Source organism: Streptomyces sp. Tu 3180 (assembly GCF_009852415.1).
GTDB lineage: Bacteria > Actinomycetota > Actinomycetes > Streptomycetales > Streptomycetaceae > Streptomyces.
This window is the reverse complement of the sequence record NZ_WOXS01000002.1, coordinates 1,854,695-1,871,614: the sequence shown is the minus strand read 5'-3', so window position 1 is coordinate 1,871,614 and position 16,920 is coordinate 1,854,695. Positions and strand designations below refer to the sequence as shown.

Annotated in this window: 13 protein-coding genes and 2 pseudogenes; 11 read left to right on the top strand and 4 right to left on the bottom strand. The window is 71.0% G+C overall.

All coding sequences use genetic code 11. The features are described 5' to 3' along the window. Positions 1–381: 381 nt before the first annotated feature. Together GL259_RS09305 and GL259_RS09300 are read left to right on the top strand one after the other, a co-directional pair. Positions 382–1,986, top strand: coding sequence for an ABC transporter substrate-binding protein (locus tag GL259_RS09305; RefSeq protein ID WP_159530990.1), 1,605 nt, complete (start codon positions 382–384; stop codon positions 1,984–1,986). 67 nt (positions 1,987–2,053) lie between these two features. Then, positions 2,054–3,637 carry an ABC transporter substrate-binding protein gene (locus tag GL259_RS09300; protein WP_159530988.1) on the top strand — a complete coding sequence of 528 codons (1,584 nt, stop codon included), beginning with the start codon at positions 2,054–2,056 and terminating at the stop codon, positions 3,635–3,637. A 93-nt stretch (positions 3,638–3,730) separates the two neighbouring features. Here GL259_RS09300 and GL259_RS09295 read toward each other — a convergent pair whose 3' ends face one another. Then, a complete protein-coding gene (locus GL259_RS09295) occupies positions 3,731–4,402 on the bottom strand; it encodes a response regulator transcription factor (protein ID WP_159530986.1) in 672 nt (223 codons plus the stop codon). A 14-nt stretch (positions 4,403–4,416) separates the two neighbouring features. Further along, on the bottom strand, positions 4,417–5,385 hold the full coding sequence (locus GL259_RS09290; protein ID WP_159530984.1) for a RecB family exonuclease: 969 nt from the start codon (positions 5,383–5,385) through the stop codon (positions 4,417–4,419). A gap of 261 nt (positions 5,386–5,646) precedes the next feature. Between GL259_RS09290 and GL259_RS09285 the strand changes: the two genes are divergently transcribed. From GL259_RS09285 to GL259_RS09275, 3 genes are all read left to right on the top strand, one after another. Then, positions 5,647–7,293, top strand: coding sequence for a site-2 protease family protein (locus GL259_RS09285; RefSeq protein ID WP_159530982.1), 1,647 nt, complete (start codon positions 5,647–5,649; stop codon positions 7,291–7,293). 65 nt (positions 7,294–7,358) lie between these two features. Continuing rightward, complete coding sequence (locus GL259_RS09280) at positions 7,359–8,261, top strand: tRNA (adenine-N1)-methyltransferase (RefSeq protein ID WP_159530980.1); 903 nt, start codon at positions 7,359–7,361, stop codon at positions 8,259–8,261. 226 nt (positions 8,262–8,487) lie between these two features. Beyond that, on the top strand, positions 8,488–9,066 hold the full coding sequence (locus GL259_RS09275; protein ID WP_159530978.1) for a hypothetical protein: 579 nt from the start codon (positions 8,488–8,490) through the stop codon (positions 9,064–9,066). Between the two features lie 79 nt (positions 9,067–9,145). Here GL259_RS09275 and GL259_RS09270 read toward each other — a convergent pair whose 3' ends face one another. Continuing rightward, a complete protein-coding gene (locus GL259_RS09270) occupies positions 9,146–9,451 on the bottom strand; it encodes a ferredoxin (RefSeq protein WP_159530976.1) in 306 nt (101 codons plus the stop codon). 245 nt (positions 9,452–9,696) lie between these two features. On the opposite strand from GL259_RS09270, the gene arc reads away from it, so the two are divergent. The 6 genes and pseudogenes from arc (at position 9,697) to prcA (ending at position 15,605) form a co-directional block, all read left to right on the top strand. Beyond that, positions 9,697–11,463: a proteasome ATPase gene (gene arc, locus GL259_RS09260; protein ID WP_159530972.1), complete on the top strand. Its 1,767-nt coding sequence runs from the start codon at positions 9,697–9,699 to the stop codon at positions 11,461–11,463. Between the two features lie 231 nt (positions 11,464–11,694). Then, a pseudogene (dop, locus tag GL259_RS09255) lies at positions 11,695–13,203 on the top strand (depupylase/deamidase Dop); the annotation flags it as partial. A gap of 192 nt (positions 13,204–13,395) precedes the next feature. Next, the gene (locus tag GL259_RS37610; protein ID WP_166461633.1) at positions 13,396–13,614 is read left to right on the top strand and encodes a ubiquitin-like protein Pup; all 219 of its coding nucleotides are present in this window, start codon (positions 13,396–13,398) and stop codon (positions 13,612–13,614) included. Positions 13,615–13,784: 170 nt separating this feature from the next. After that, positions 13,785–13,976 (top strand): annotated as a pseudogene (locus tag GL259_RS09250) (endonuclease domain-containing protein); the annotation flags it as partial. Further along, positions 13,928–14,773 (top strand): proteasome subunit beta, encoded by an 846-nt coding sequence (gene prcB, locus GL259_RS09245; protein WP_159530968.1) that lies wholly within the window; start codon positions 13,928–13,930, stop codon positions 14,771–14,773. The pseudogene GL259_RS09250 and the gene prcB, both read left to right, overlap by 49 nt. Before the next feature lie 67 nt (positions 14,774–14,840). Further along, a complete protein-coding gene (prcA, locus tag GL259_RS09240; protein WP_159530966.1) occupies positions 14,841–15,605 on the top strand; it encodes a proteasome subunit alpha in 765 nt (254 codons plus the stop codon). Positions 15,606–15,828: 223 nt separating this feature from the next. Here the strand turns inward: prcA and GL259_RS09235 are convergent, their stop codons facing one another. Beyond that, positions 15,829–16,884, bottom strand: coding sequence for a LacI family DNA-binding transcriptional regulator (locus GL259_RS09235; protein ID WP_159530964.1), 1,056 nt, complete (start codon positions 16,882–16,884; stop codon positions 15,829–15,831). Positions 16,885–16,920: the final 36 nt, after the last annotated feature.

Sequence of the window (16,920 nt, the reverse complement as noted above, 5' to 3'; positions counted from 1 at the left end):
GCGGACACGTGTCCGAAGGAATTCGTTCCGTTGCCGATGGCTGAATTCCTGTGCCGTCGAACTTGTTTCCGTATGTGACGTTCGCCACTCCGGACGGGGTCGACAGGGGGGTCGGCATGTGCTGTCCGCCCCTTTTCGGTGCTCGTCGGCGTGTCCTTGTGTCCTGATTGGGGAGATGCTGCACTAATCCTTCCCCGGTCACACCTGCCGGTGCGTTCACACCTGGTTTCACTGCGTGATGACAGCTCAACTCCAGTGGCTGCGAACCCTCCTGCGGGCGCGGACTAATCTCATCGCGAGAACATCACCCCTACCCCGTGAACCGCTGCGACACCCTGCGTGCCGGGTACACGGAGTCGACAGTCCTGGAGAAACTCGAGCATGAACCGCAAGACTTTGGTGCTGGCGGCCGCGATGGGCCTGCTCGCGCCGGTGCTCGCCGCCTGTGGTGACACCGAGAGCGGGAGCGGCGACGGCGACGCGATCACCGTCGGCACCACGGACCGGTTCACCGCCTCGAAGGAAGCCCCCGCGCCCCTCGACCCGGCCTACGCCTACGACGTCGGCACCTGGAACATCCTGCGCCAGACCGTGCAGACCCTGATGATCCAGCCGCGCGGCGACGGCGAGCCGGTGCCCGAGGCCGCCGAGTCCTGCGGCTTCACCGACGCCGGCAACGAGCGCTACAGCTGCACCCTGCGCGACGGCCTGAAGTTCGCGGACGGCGGCGAGGTGACCGCCGCCGACGTGAAGTACTCCATCGACCGTGCCCGCTCGATCAAGGCCGACAGCGGTGTGTCCGCGCTGCTGTCCACCATCGACACCGTCGAGACGCAGGGCGACCGCGAGGTGATCTTCCACCTCAAGACCGCCGACGCGACCTTCCCGTACAAGCTGTCCACCCCGGTCGCCGGCATCGTCAACCCGGACGACTACGCGAAGGACAAGCTGCGCGAGGGCTTCGAGGCCGAGGGCTCGGGTCCGTACACCCTGGACGCGGAGGTCGAGGGCGGCGAGCTGGTCCGGGCGACGTTCACCAAGAACCCCTCCTACAAGGGGGCGTTGGAGGTGAACAACGACAAGGTCGAGATGGTCTCCTTCGAGGACGCCGACGCCATGGGCGCCGCGCTGGAGAAGGGTGACATCGACGTCATGTCCCGCAGCATGTCGCCGGAGCAGATCCGCGAGCTCGCGGGCAACGCCGACGACGACGTCGACCTGGTCGAGATGCCCGGTCTGGAGATCCGCTACCTGGCCTTCAACACCGAGGCCGAGACCGTGAAGGACACGGCGGTCCGCCAGGCGATGGCCCAGATCGTCAACCGCAGCGAGCTGATCTCCAAGGTCTACGGCTCCCAGGCCGAGCCGCTGTACTCGCTGGTCCCGGCGAGCATCACCGGCCACTCCAACTCGTTCTTCAACAAGTACGGCGAGCCCAGCACCGCCAAGGCCCGCAACCTGCTGGAGGGGGCCGGGGTCAGCACCCCGGTGAAGGTGACGCTGCACTACACCACCGACCACTACGGCCCGGCCACCAAGAAGGAGTTCGAGCAGCTCCAGAAGCAGCTCAACGACAGCGGCCTGTTCGACGTCTCCATCGAGGGCGCCCCCTGGTCGACCTTCCGTCCGGCCGGACAGAAGGGCCAGTACGACGTCTACGGCATGGGTTGGTTCCCCGACTTCCCGGACGCCGACAGCTTCCTCGCCCCGTTCCTCGACGAGGACAACTTCCTCGGTTCGCCGTACGTCAACGGCGAGATCCGCAACGACCTGATCCCCGAGTCCCGCCGCCAGGCCGACCGGCTGGCCGCCTCCGACAGCCTGACGGACATCCAGGACATCGTGGCGAAGGAGGTCCCGGTGCTGCCGCTGTGGCAGGGCAAGCAGTACATCGCCGCGCGCGACGGCATCACGGGCACCGCCTACGCGGTCAACTCCTCCTCCACCCTCCAGCTGTGGGAGCTCGGCCGCGGCGTGAGCGGCTGACGGATCGCACCGTCCCGGGCCGGGGGAGCACGGCCCGGGACACCGAACCGACGACAGAGGTACACGCGTGAACCTGCGCAACCAGTGGCCGGTCCTGCCGATCGTGGCGGGGCTGGCCTCCGGCCTGTTGACCGGCTGCGGGTCGGAGAACGGCGGCTCCGGGGCCGACGGCTCCGGCATCGTGGTGGGAGTGTCCGACGACGTCCTCGCCACCGACCCCGCCTCCGGTTACGACCCCGGCTCCTGGCTGTTGTTCAACAACGTCTTCCAGTCGCTGCTCAGCTTCCCCAAGGGGGCCACCGAGCCGCAGCCGGAGGCCGCCGAGGAGTGCGGTTTCACGGACACCGGGACCAAGGTGTACACGTGCACCCTGAGGGACGGTCTCAAGTTCAGCAACGGTGACCCGCTCACCTCGAAGGACGTGAAGTTCTCCTTCGACCGCATGCTGAGGATCAACCACCCCGACGGTCCCGCGATCATGTTCCCGATGCTGGAGAAGGTCAGGACGCCGGACGAGAAGACGGTCGTCTTCGAACTCAACACGCCCGACGCCACCTTCCCCAGCAAGATCGCCTCCGGCGCCGGCTCCATCGTCGACCACCGCCAGTACGACGCGAACGGGCTGCGTGAGGACGGCGAGGCGGTCGGCTCCGGCCCCTACAAGCTGGACTCGTTCGGCGACGACCGGGCCGTCTTCTCCGTCAACGAGCACTACCGGGGCACCGTCGAGACGAAGAACTCCGGTGTGACGCTGGAGTTCTTCCACGGCGACCAGGCCGCCCTCAAGAAGGCCGTCCAGGGCGCCGAGGTCGACATCGCCTACCGCGGCCTCACCGCCGGGGACATCACCGACATCGAGAAGGCCGACGACGGCACCGGCGGCATCGAGGTCGTCGAGGGCAGCAGCGCCGAAGTCCAGCACCTGGTCTTCAACATGGACCACCCGGTCGCCGGGAGGCTCGGCGTCCGCAAGGCCGTCGCCCACCTGCTCGACCGCGACGCCCTCATCCACGAGGTCCACGAGGGCACGGCCACCCCGCTGTACTCGATCATCCCGGCCGGCATCGCCGGCCACAACACCGCCTTCTTCGACACCTACGGCGCCCGCCCCTCCCGGGCCAAGGCCGCCGCCGCGCTGCGGGAGGAGGGCATCACCGGCAAGGTGAAGCTCACCCTGTGGTCCACCCCCTCCCGCTACGGTCCCGCCACCGACCAGGAACTGGCCGCGATCGCCGAGCAGCTCAACGCCAGCGGACTGTTCGACGCGGAGATGAGGTCCGTCGGCTTCGAGCAGTACGAGAAGGACGTCGCGGCCGGCAGGTACGGCGTCTACGTCAAGGGCTGGGTGCCCGACTACCCGGACGCCGACAACTTCACGGGTCCCTTCTTCGGCAAGGGCAACGTGCTGGGCAACAACTACGAGAACGACACCATCACCGGCTCGCTCATCCCGCGCACCGCCGCGCAGACCGACCGCTCCGCCACCGACAAGGAGTTCGGCCGGCTCCAGGACATCGTCGCCCAGGAACTGCCGGTCCTCCCCGTCTGGCAGGCCAAGCAGTACGCGGTCGTCCGCGACGGCGTCTACGGCCTGGAGTACTGCCTCGACGCCTCCACCGTGTTCCGCTTCTGGGAGCTGCGCAAGGGCTGAACCCGCCGCGTCCACGCAGGGGGCGCCCCCTTCCCGCGGGAAGGGGGCGCCCCCTGCGTCGTCACGTCCCGCACGGCGGCCGGACGGGCCGCGTCACTGCGCGCCGGGGCGCACCAGCCCGCTCTCGTAGGCGTACACCGCGGCCTGCACCCGGTCGCGCAGCCCCAGCTTGGTCAGGACATGACCGACGTGCGTCTTGACGGTGGTCTCGCTGACGAACAGGTCGGCGGCGATCTCCGCGTTGGACAGCCCGCGCGCCACCAGCTTCAGCACCTCGACCTCGCGCTCGGTCAGCGTGTGCAGCGTGTCCGGCACCGGCTCCTCACCGGACGGCAGGTGCGTGGCGTACTTGTCGAGCAGCCGGCGCGTGATGCTCGGCGCGAGCATCGCCTCCCCGGCGGCCACCACGCGGATCGCCTGCACCAGCTCGTTGGCCGGAGCGTCCTTCAGCAGGAAGCCGCTGGCGCCCGCCTTCAGCGCCTCCACCACGTACTCGTCCAGGTCGAACGTCGTCAGCACCAGCACCTTCGCCGGCCCGTTCCGCTCGGGACCGGTGATCTGCCGGGTCGCCTCCACGCCGTCCATCCGCGGCATGCGGATGTCCATCAGCACCACGTCGGGCTGCAGCGCCCGCACCTGGTCCAGGGCCTGGAGGCCGTCCCCGGCCTCGCCGACGACCGCGATGTCCTGCTCCGCCTCCAGAATCATCCGGAAGCCCGTACGCAGCAGCGGCTGGTCGTCGACCAGTAGGACGCGGATGGCCACGTAAGTCTCCTTCGCTAGTCCGGCCCCATTCTGCCCTGTTGGGCCCCGCCGGACTCAGCCGCCCTCACCGGCAGCGGATACGGCGGGGGAGTGCCGCCGAACTCCGGGCAGTGCGCCTGGTGGTCGCACCAGCCGCACAGCTTGGTGGGGCGCGGACGCCAGTCGCCCGTCTCGGTCGCCGTCCGGATCGCGTCCCACAGCGCGAGCAGCTTGCGCTCGACCCGCTCCAGATCGGCGAGGACGGGGTCGTAGGTCAGCACGTCGCCACTGCCCAGGTACACGAGCTGGAGCCGGCGCGGGACCACCTTCTTCAGCCGCCACACCACCAGGGCGTAGAACTTCATCTGGAACAGCGCGCCCTCGGCGTACTCCGGCCGGGGCGCCTTGCCCGTCTTGTAGTCGACGATGCGCACCTCGCCGGTGGGCGCCACGTCGACCCGGTCGATGATGCCGCGCAGCCTCAGCCCCGAGTCCAGCTCGGCCTCGACGAACAGCTCCCGCTCGGCGGGCTCCAGCCGGCTCGGGTCCTCGAGCGTGAACCAGCGCTCGACCAGCCGCTCCGCCTCCGCCAGCCAGCGCGCCAGCCGCTCGCCGTCCGGATCGTCGGCGAACAGCTCCACGACCTCCGGCCGGGACTCCCGCAGCCGGTCCCACTGACCCGGGAGCAGCGCCTTCGCGCGCGGCGCGGTGCGCTCGGCCGGCGGGGCGTCGAAGAGCCGCTCCAGCACGGCGTGCACCAGCGTGCCCCTGGTCGCCGCCTCGCTCGGTTTCTCGGGGAGCCGGTCGATGACCCGGAACCGGTACAGCAGCGGGCACTGCATGAAGTCGCTCGCACGCGAGGGGGACAGCGAGGCGGGCGGTACGGCGGGGGTCCCGGTCGTCACCTGCGTGTCCGCTGCCGCCGGACCGGCCGTGACCGGCGGATCGGCCGCCGCGACCGGGCCGCTGTCGGGGCGCGCCGCGCCCTCGGTGCTCGTCTCCATGTCCACAGACCTTACGGCCCGGTGCCGACAGCGCCCCACCCCCGGCCGGCGCCTGTGGACGAACCGGGGACGGCGGCGCGACGGGGGACGGGGCCGGGGTGACCGGAGGAGGAGAAGGGGAAGGAGGGGGGCAGGAGACGCGGCGACGGACGGGAAGTGACTGGGGTGCCGGGGCGAAACGGGTGGCGAAGGCCGCATACCATCGACTCGGTACCCTCCCGCCCGGCAGGAGCGGGAGACGCAGCGAACGAGGGGACACCGGTGGACGTAAGCGGCGGGCGCGGGCGGCCGCGGTCCGGCAACGACGAGTCGGCCGAGCACACGGGGCCCCGGGCCCAGGGCCCCGACGACGCCCCCCACGAGGCCGACGACCGCTCCACCACCGCAGACCGGTCCGCCGACGAGCGGGCGGACCGCCGCCCCGGCGGCCCACCCGACGGCACCCCGGCACCCGACGGGCCCGCCGCCGGACGGACCCCCGCGGCCGCCGGGACCGGCGGGGAGGGCGACGGCGGGGACGCGCACACCGCGTCCGCGGACCAGGACCCCGCCCCCGTGCCCGCGGAGTCCGAGCCCCGCCCGGCCCCCGGGGCCGGCGGGCACGGAGCCCCCGACGCCGGCGCCCCCGCCCCGCGGGTCACCCGGGAGGGCGCCTCCGGAGACGGACACCCGGCCGCCACCCCCGAGCCCCAGCACGCCGACCGCACGCTCGCCCGCTCGGGCGCCGAGAAGGCACCCGCGCCGCAGCGGCCCCAGGAGAAACAGCGCGGCCTGCTGATGGGGCGGCCGTTCGGGGTGCCCGTGTACGTCGCGCCCAGCTGGTTCCTCGTCGCCCTCCTCATCACCTGGGTGTTCGGCGGGCAGATCGACCGCGTGCTGCCCGAACTGGGTGCCGCCAGCTACCTGGTCTCCCTGTTCTTCGCGGTCGCCTTCTACGCCTCCGTGCTGGTGCACGAGCTCGCCCACACGCTCGCCGCCCTCCGCTTCGAACTCCCGGTGCGCCGCATCCAGCTCCAGTTCTTCGGCGGCGTCTCCGAGATCGAGAAGGAGGCCGAGACGCCCGGCCGCGAGTTCGTCCTCGCCTTCGTCGGCCCGCTGCTCTCCCTCGTCCTGTCCGGCCTGTTCTACCTGGCCCTGCTCGCGGTGGACCCCGGCTCCGTCCCCGGCGTCCTGCTGGCCGGCCTGATGATCTCCAACCTCATCGTGGCCGTCTTCAACCTCCTGCCCGGCCTCCCCCTGGACGGCGGCCGCATGCTGCGCGCCGTCGTCTGGAAACTCAGCGGCAAGCCGATGACCGGCACCATCGCCGCCGCCTGGGTCGGCCGCGCCCTCGCCATCTCCGTCCTGATCGGCCTCCCCCTGCTCACCCAGTCCGGGGCCCTCGGCTCCGACGCCGTGGACAACGTCGGCATGGACACCGTCCTGGACGCGCTGCTCGCCGCCATCCTCGCCGCGATCATCTGGACCGGCGCCGGCAACAGCCTGCGCATGGCCCGCCTGCGCGAGCACCTGCCCGAACTGCGCGCCCGCGCCCTCACCCGCCGTGCCGTCCCCGTCGAGACCGACACCCCGCTCTCCGAGGCCCTGCGCCGCGCCAACGCCGCCGGCGCCCGCGCCCTCGTCGTCGTCGACGCCGACGGCGCCCCCCTCTCCCTGGTCCGCGAGGCCGCCATCGTCGGCGTACCCGAGCACCGCCGCCCCTGGGTGCCCGTCGGCGGACTCGCCCAGGACCTCACCGACGGCATGCGCGTGTCCGCGGAGCTCGCCGGCGAGGAGCTCCTGGACGCCCTGCGGGCCACCCCCGCCACCGAGTACCTGGTGGTCGAGGAGACCGGGGAGATCTACGGCGTCCTGTCCGCCGCCGACGTCGAGCGCGCCTTCGTCAAGGCCATGGCCCGCCCCTCGTAGTCCCGGAGGCCCCGGGGGCGGCCCGCGTGGTCGGCGGCCCCCGCGGGGACCGGTAGGCTGGTCACATGTCCGAACCGACCGGTGCCGCCCGCAGGCGCGGGCCCTTCAAGGTCGGGGACCAGGTTCAGCTGACCGACCCCAAGGGCCGCCACTACACGTTCACGCTCGAGGCCGGGAAGAACTTCCACACCCACAAGGGTTCCTTCCCGCACGACGAACTGATCGGCGCTCCCGAGGGCAGCGTTGTCCGCACCACCGGGAACGTCGCCTACCTCGCGCTGCGCCCCCTGCTCCCCGACTACGTCCTGTCCATGCCCCGCGGGGCCGCCGTCGTCTACCCCAAGGACGCGGGGCAGATCCTCGCCTTCGCCGACATCTTCCCCGGCGCGCGCGTCGTGGAGGCCGGCGTCGGCTCCGGCTCGCTCAGCAGCTTCCTGCTGCGCGCCATCGGCGACCAGGGCATGCTGCACAGCTACGAGCGCCGCGAGGACTTCGCCGACATCGCCCGGCAGAACGTCGAGCGCTACTTCGGCGGCCCGCACCCGGCCTGGCAGCTGACCGTCGGCGACCTCCAGGACAACCTGTCCGACACCGACGTCGACCGCGTCATCCTCGACATGCTCGCCCCCTGGGAGTGCCTCGAGGCCGTCTCCAAGGCGCTCGTGCCCGGCGGCATCCTGTGCTGCTACGTCGCGACCACCACCCAGCTCGCCCGGACCGTCGAGTCCATCCGCGAGATCGGCTGCTTCAACGAGCCGACCGCCTGGGAGACGATGATCCGCAACTGGCACATCGAGGGCCTGGCCGTCCGCCCGGACCACCGGATGATCGGCCACACCGGCTTCCTGCTCACCGCCCGCCGCCTCGCCGACGGCGTCGAGCCGCCCATGCGCCGCCGCCGCCCCGCCAAGGGCGCCTACGGCGAGGACTACGCGGGACCCAACGCCGACGCGGGCACCGCCCGCTGAGACGGTCCGCCGCCCTCACGACACAACGTACAAGCGCCGTGGCGCAGTTCCCGGGGCCTTCCGGGAACTGCGCCACGGCGCTTTCGCGTTGACGCGGGGCGAGGACCGCGACCCTTCCCGGTTCCCCCGCACGGGAACTCCACACCCCCGCCGTTCCCCCGTACTGTGACGTGTGGCACGATGCTGGCCACCCCCACCGGCACAGCCCTCACAGGAGACACTCCTCGTGCAGCCTTCCGCCGTCCCGGAGCTCGCCCACACGCACACCCGCCCGATCCACTGGGTCGCCACCGCCACGGCCGTCGCCGGTGTCGTGGCCCTCTCCTCGGTCCTCCAGCCCGGCGCCGCGACCGCGGCCCAGGCGCCCGGGCCGCGGACGCAGAGCGCGCCGGCCCACATCGCCCCGCCCGACCCGGCGGCCGCCGAGTTCCCGCTCGAGTGCGGTCCGGTGGACCTCGTGGTGAAGAGGAAGGCGTCCGGCGACCTCGACGGCGACGGACGCCCGGAGACGGTGGCGGTCGTCCACTGCGACGCCCCGATGGGGACCCCGCCCGACGGGGTGTACGTCCTCACCCGGGCCGCGGAGGGCGGCGCGCCGCGCGTGGTCGCCACCCTCGTCGACCCCAAGGACCGCACGAAAGTCGACGACTTCGCCCTGCGCGACGGCGACGTCACCGCCACGCTCCTCGGTTACTCGACGGCCGACGTCCCCAGTTGCTGCCCCGACGTGCGCGAGGACGTGAAGTGGCGGTGGGAGAACGGCGCGTTCGTGCGGTCCGCCCCGTCCGGCGCCAGGAGCGTGTGACCGGCGCCCCGGCGTGGGCCGGGGCGCGTGCCCCAGCATGTGAGGAATCAGACAATAGTGACGCGCTGTGTCATGCCCCTCACGCGGCGTCCGGTCCGTACACCTCGACGCTGTCCGAAACGCGACGCACGTGGATGCACTCGCCCGGACACTCCTTCGCGGAGTCGATCACGTCCGTGAGAAGCGGCAGCGGTACGGGTGTTGTCGCCCCCCTGTCCTGCAGCAGCTCGTCCTGCGGGTTCTTCACGTAGGCCAGGCCGTCGATGTCCAGCTCGAACACCTCGGGCGCGTACTGGGCGCAGATGCCGTCACCGGTACACAGGTCCTGGTCGATCCAGACCTCCAGGGCCTCGCCGTCGACTCCGGCCTCCTGCTGCACGCTCATCTCTCCTGCCGTTTCCTGCGTCGGACCGGACGGGAATCCGGCCAGCTCCGACGGGTGTTGAACACGTCGACCCTACCCGTGCCTGGGTTCCAATCATCTTCCGTGGGTATTCCCCTGGCGTGAGGGAGAGCGCAAGGGTGAAGATCGGACACACCCCGACCGTCTTTGTGATCTAGGGGTTTCAATCGACACCCGCCCAGGTAGGGTCTGGAAGCGTCCAGCTCCCCTTGGAGGAGGTGAGGACCGTGGCAGCCCACGACGACGACATGAACCGCGGCATCCGCCCGGGACGCGGGTCCGACGACCCGACCGGGCAGATCGCCTACCTTGAGCAGGAGATCGCCGTCCTGCGACGCAAGCTCGCCGACTCTCCGCGACACACGAGGATTCTCGAAGAGCGGATCGTCGAGCTGCAGACCAACCTGGCCGGCGTGTCCGCCCAGAACGAACGACTCGCCAACACGCTCCGTGAGGCCCGCGACCAGATCGTGGCCCTCAAGGAGGAGGTCGACCGGCTCGCACAGCCCCCGGCCGGCTTCGGGGTCTTCCTCACGGCGAACGAGGACGGCACGGCCGACATCTTCACCGGAGGCCGCAAGCTCCGGGTGAACGTCAGCCCCAGCGTCGAGCTCGACGAGCTCCGGCGCGGCCAGGAAGTGATGCTGAACGAAGCGCTCAACGTGGTCGAGGCCATGGAGTTCGAGCGCGTCGGTGACATCGTCACCCTCAAGGAGATCCTCGAGGACGGCGAGCGGGCCCTGGTGCTCGGGCACACCGACGAGGAGCGGGTGGTACGGCTCGCCGAGCCGCTGCTGGACGTCACCATCCGCCCCGGCGACGCCCTGCTCATGGAGCCCCGCTCCGGGTACGTCTACGAGGTCGTGCCGAAGAGCGAGGTCGAGGAGCTCGTCCTCGAAGAGGTCCCCGACATCGGATACGAGCAGATCGGCGGCCTCGGCAACCAGATCGAGGCCATCCGCGACGCGGTCGAGCTGCCGTACCTCTACCCGGACCTGTTCAAGGAGCACGAACTGCGGCCGCCCAAGGGCGTGCTGCTGTACGGGCCCCCCGGATGCGGCAAGACGCTCATCGCCAAGGCCGTCGCCAACTCGCTGGCCAAGAAGGTCGCCGAGGTCACCGGCCAGGCCGCCGGCAAGAGCTTCTTCCTCAACATCAAGGGCCCCGAGCTGCTGAACAAGTACGTCGGCGAGACCGAGCGGCAGATCCGCCTGGTCTTCCAGCGGGCCCGTGAGAAGGCCAGCGAGGGCACCCCCGTCATCGTCTTCTTCGACGAGATGGAGTCCCTCTTCCGCACCCGCGGCTCCGGTGTCAGCTCGGACGTGGAGAACACCATCGTCCCGCAGCTGCTCGCCGAGATCGACGGTGTGGAGGGCCTGCAGAACGTGGTCGTGATCGGTGCCTCCAACCGCGAGGACATGATCGACCCCGCCATCCTGCGGCCCGGCCGGCTGGACGTGAAGATCAAGATCGAGCGTCCGGACGCCGAGGCGGCCAAGGACATCTTCGGCAAGTACCTCACCGAGCGCCTCCCCCTGCACAGCGACGACCTCGCCGAGCACGGTGGCGACAAGGGCATGACGGTCCAGAGCATGATCCAGACCGCCGTGGAACAGATGTACGCCGAATCCGAGGAGAACCGCTTCCTGGAGGTCACCTACGCCAACGGCGACAAGGAAGTCCTCTACTTCAAGGACTTCAATTCCGGCGCCATGATCGAGAACATCGTGGGCCGCGCCAAGAAGATGGCGATCAAGGACTTCCTCGAGAAGAGCCAGAAGGGCCTCCGCGTCTCCCACCTGCTCCAGGCCTGCGTGGACGAGTTCAAGGAGAACGAGGACCTGCCCAACACCACCAACCCGGACGACTGGGCCCGCATCTCCGGAAAGAAGGGCGAGCGGATCGTTTACATCCGTACCCTCATCACCGGAAAGCAGGGCGCGGACACCGGACGCTCCATCGACACGGTGGCGAACACCGGTCAGTACCTGTAAAAGCCAGGGTGGCTGCGGGTGCCCTCAGCGGGTACCCGCAGCCGAGTGCTTTTCGGGCCACGGCTGGAGCACAGCAATGACGCAAATGATCTCCCCACCAGCGCAAAGGCGTTCTAGGCTCTTCCGTACCGCCGAGTCGCGCAGTGCGGGGACGGGCACCGCACACGCACCGGAGCGCCGGTGGTGCAGCAGCGCCCCCGACCGGGGACGCCGCCGGGCAAGGAGGGCCGCATGACCGTACGGCGAGTAATGGGCATCGAGACGGAGTACGGAATCTCCGTCCCCGGCCACCCGAACGCCAATGCCATGCTCACCTCGTCCCAGATCGTGAACGCCTACGCGGCGGCGATGCACCGGGCCCGCCGGGCCCGCTGGGACTTCGAGGAGGAGAACCCGCTGCGCGACGCGCGAGGCTTCGACCTCGCCCGCGAGGCCGCCGACGCCAGCCAGCTCACCGACGAGGACATCGGCCTGGCCAACGTGATCCTCACCAACGGCGCGCGGCTCTACGTCGACCACGCCCACCCCGAGTACAGCGCCCCCGAGGTCACCAACCCGCGCGACGCCGTCCTGTGGGACAAGGCCGGCGAGCGGATCATGGCCGAGGCGGCGGAGCGGGCGGCTCAGCTCCCGGGTGCCCAGCCGATCCACCTGTACAAGAACAACACCGACAACAAGGGCGCGTCCTACGGCACGCACGAGAACTACCTGATGAAGCGGGAGACCCCCTTCTCGGACATCGTGCGCCACCTGACGCCGTTCTTCGTCTCCCGGCAGGTCTTCGCAGGGGCCGGCCGCGTCGGCATCGGCCAGGACGGCCACGAGCACGGCTTCCAGCTGAGCCAGCGCGCGGACTACTTCGAGGTCGAGGTGGGCCTGGAGACCACGCTGAAGCGTCCGATCATCAACACGCGCGACGAGCCGCACGCGGACGCGGAGAAGTACCGCCGGCTGCACGTGATCATCGGCGACGCGAACCTGTCCGAGATCTCGACCTACCTCAAGCTGGGCACGACGGCCCTGGTCCTGTCGATGATCGAGGACGGCTTCATCGCGGTGGACCTGGCGGTCGACCAGCCCGTCCGCACCCTGCACCAGGTCTCGCACGACCCGTCGCTGAAGCGGCTCGTCACGCTGCGCAGCGGGCGCACGCTCACCGCGGTCCAGCTCCAGATGGAGTACTTCGAGCTGGCCCGCAAGTACGTGGAGGAACGGTTCGGGGCGGACGCCGACGAGCAGACCAAGGACGTCCTGGCGCGCTGGGAGGACACCCTCACCCGCCTGGAGAACGACCCGATGAGCCTGGCCGGCGAGCTGGACTGGGTCGCCAAGCGGGAACTCATGGAGGGCTACCGGCGCAGGGACGGCCTGGACTGGGACGCCGCCCGGCTGCACCTCGTGGACCTCCAGTACGCCGACGTGCGGCCCGACAAGGGCCTGTACAACCGTCTGGTGGCCCGGGGCAGGATGAAGCGGCTGCTGGACGAGGCGGAGGTCGAACGGGCCCGTACGGCGCCCCCTGAGGACACCCGCGCCTACTTCCGCGGGCGGTGCCTGGAACAGTACGCGGACGACGTCGCGGCGGCCTCCTGGGACTCGGTGATCTTCGATCTGCCGGGCCGGGACTCGCTCCAGCGGGTCCCAACCCTGGAACCGCTTCGCGGAACGCGTAATCACGTCAAGGCCCTCCTGGACCGCTGCCGTACGGCGGAAGACCTGGTCAGGGTGTTGTCCGGGGGTGAGCCGGGGCTGAGCGGGTATCCGCGGGTACCCGGGAAGGGCCGGCCGGACAGGGTGGAAAATCCCGGGTCCGGGAATCATCGAGACGGCCCCCGTACGTTGGAGCAACTGCGGGGGCACGGTCGGACCCGGCTTGTAGGGTCTGATCTTGACCGAGCAACTGTGTCGGGCGAACCGAGCGGGGTGAGGGTGATGGCGACCAAGGACACCGGCGGCGGACAGCAGAAGGCCACCCGGTCCACGGAGGAGGTCGAGGAGCAGGCGGCGGAGGCGCAGGCTTCGGAGGACCTCAAGGAGCGTCACGAGAAGCTGTCGGACGACGTGGACGACGTCCTCGACGAGATCGACGACGTCCTCGAGGCCAATGCCGAGGACTTCGTGCGGTCCTTCGTTCAGAAGGGTGGCCAGTAGGCCCCTTCGGCCTTCGGATCGAAGGTCGTGTGACGGGGGCGGCGGGTGCGGCAGGAGCAGAGGGCGAAGCGCTGCCCGCGGTGCGGGGAACCCCGGCCGCGGGCGGCCTTCGCCGCGGCGCCGCGGTCCGCTCCGCCGGACCGCGGGTCCCCTGCCCCACGGGCCCGCGAGCTCCCGCAACGCGTGTGGATCACCGCCACAAGACGGGTAGGGTCCGTGGCGTACCGTGCTTCAGCCGCCGTGCCGTGCTGGGGCAGTTCAAGGATCGGCCCGATGCCACAAGGCGGGCTGCCGCATACGTGGAAGGAATCGCGTGGAAGCCAACACTCGCAGCACCGGGCGTCTACCTGCTGCCTTCCTGACGCCAGGGTCCTCCTCCTTCATGGACTTCCTCTCCGAGCACCAGCCGGAACTGCTGCCCGGCAAGAGGAAGCTGCCGCCCGTCCAGGGCGCGATCGAGGCGCCGCACGGCACCACGATCGTGGCCGTGACCTTCCCCGGCGGGGTCGTGCTCGCCGGTGACCGGCGGGCCACCATGGGCAACGTCATCGCACAGCGGGACATCGAGAAGGTGTTCCCCGCCGACGAGTACTCGGCGGTGGGCATCGCCGGTACGGCGGGACTGGCCGTGGAGATGGTGAAGCTGTTCCAGCTGGAGCTGGAGCATTTCGAGAAGGTCGAGGGCGCGCAGCTGTCGCTGGAGGGCAAGGCGAACCGGCTGTCGACCATGATCCGCTCGAACCTGGGCATGGCCATGCAGGGACTGGCCGTGGTGCCGCTGTTCGCCGGGTACGACGTGGACCGGGAGAAGGGGCGGATCTTCTCCTACGACGTCACGGGCGGGCGTTCGGAGGAGCAGGGGTACGCGGCGACCGGTTCCGGGTCGATCTTCGCGCGCGGCGCGATGAAGAAGCTGTTCCGGGACGACCTGAGCGAGGCCGAGGCCACCACGCTGGTGGTGCAGGCCCTGTACGACGCGGCAGACGACGACTCGGCGACCGGCGGTCCCGATGTCGCCCGCCGGATCTACCCGATCGTCACCGTGATCACCGAGGACGGTTTCCGCCGGCTCTCCGAGGACGAGGCGTCCGGGATCGCCCGGTCCGTGCTGGAGCGGCGGCTGGAGCAGCCGGACGGTCCGCGGGCGGCGCTGCTGTAGTCGTGGCGCGGGCGGTTTGGTTGTTCAGGGTGGTCCAGTGACTTCGACAGAAAGGGACGGATAACCGGTGTCGACGCCGTTCTATGTCTCACCCCAGCAGGCGATGGCCGACCGGGCGGAGTACGCCCGCAAGGGCATCGCCCGTGGCCGCAGCCTGGTCGTGCTGCAGTACGCCGACGGCATCGTGTTCGTCGGTGAGAACCCGTCCCGTGCGCTGCACAAGTTCAGCGAGATCTACGACCGGATCGGCTTCGCCGCGGCCGGTAAGTACAACGAGTACGAGAACCTGCGGATCGGGGGCGTGCGCTACGCCGACCTGCGGGGATACACCTACGACCGGGACGACGTGACGGCCCGGGGCCTGGCGAACGTGTACGCGCAGACGCTGGGCACGATCTTCTCGAGCGTGGGCGAGAAGCCGTACGAGGTGGAGCTGGTGGTGGCCGAGGTCGGGGAGACCCCGGAGCAGGACCAGATCTACCGGCTGCCGCACGACGGCTCCATCGTGGACGAGCACGGCTCGGTGGCGGTGGGCGGCAACGCGGAGCAGATCAGCGGGTACCTGGACCAGCGGCACCGGGACGGGATGACGCTGGCGGAGGCGCTGAAGCTGGCGGTGCAGTCGTTGTCCCGGGACACCAACGGCAGCGAGCGGGAGATCCCCGCGGAGCGGCTGGAGGTGGCGGTGCTGGACCGCACGCGGCCGCAGAAGCGGAAGTTCAAGCGGATCAGCGGACGGCAGCTGTCGCGGCTGCTGGAGGCCGGCGGCGCGGAGACGGCGTCGGAGGCGGAGACGGACGAGGACACCGAGTCCGGGGGAGACGTGGAGTAGCCCCGGCCACGTCCCAGGTCTCATCGCGCGCCCCGGCCGGCCGGCCGGGGCGCGCGGCGTGTGCGGGCGCCCGCGGCGCCCTTGCGGGTCCCTGCGGCGCGTGCGCGGGACCCGAGGCCCGGGGAGGAGGCGGGGGAGGCGCCCCACGACGCCGGGCCGCGCCTCCCGGCCCGCACCGGCGCCGGTCCGCGTCCGTCCGCCCAGCCGGTCCGCGTCCGTCCGCTCAGCCGAGCCTCGGCGGGCCCGTCGAGCCTCTCACCACCAGCTCGACCGGGATGTCGCCCGCCTCGGGGGCGCGGTGCTCCAGGACGGCGAGGAGGGCCTGCATGCCGCGTTCGCCGAAGAGCTCCGCGTCGAGGCGGACCGTGGTGAGCTCCGGGTCGATCGCGGTGGCCAGGGCCAGGTCGTCCAGGCCGGTGACGGAGAGGTCGTCGGGGACGCGCAGGCCCAGCCGGCGGGCCGCCTTGTAGGTGCCGGCCGCCAGCTGGTCGTCGTCGCAGACCACGGCGGTGGGGCGGTCGGGGGCCGAGAGCGCGGCGTGCGCCGCGGCCTCCGCGCCCTTGATGGAGATGGGGGACCCCGTCGTGCGGAGGGACGTGCCCGGGGCCCCGCGCAGCCGGGCCGCGAGTTCGCGGGCGCGCACCTCGAAGGTCCAGGAGGCCACGTCCGCGGCCAGGTGGAGGAAGCGGCGGTGGCCCAGGGCGAGGAGGTGGTCGGCGACCTGGCGGACGCCGTCGGCGATGTCGAGGTTGACCGTGGCCGCCCCCGTGGTGCCCTCGGGGTCGCTGTCCAGCATCACCAGGGGGAGCTGGTCGCCGCGGATCGCGGTGAGGGCCTCGGCGGCCATGGAGGAGGCGATCACGCCGTCCAGGGCCGCCTGGGCGGAGGCGAAGGGGTCGCGGGCGGGGCCGATGCCCTCGGGGGAGGGGTAGAGGACCACGCCGAAGCCGTGCCGGGAGGCGACCCGGGCGGCTCCCGTGTAGACCCCCGCGAAGAACTCCGTGGTGAGGGCGGGGACGACCAGCAGGACCGTGCGGGTGCGGCCGAGGCGCAGGTTGCGGGCGGCGAGGTTGGGGCGGTAGCCCAGGGTGCGCGCGGCCTCGCGGACGCGCTGGGCCGTGGCCTCCGAGACCCGGCCGCGCCACTTGTCGCCGAGGACCAGCGAGACGGCGGCCTGGGAGACGCCGGCGGCCTGGGCGACGTCCCGGCTGGTGGGGCGGGTGCTGGCTCGTGGCACCGTCGGGCCGCTCCTTCGTCTGGACTGGTGAACAGCGGACATGGTACGTATGGATGGCTTAGTTATACGTAAAACCCC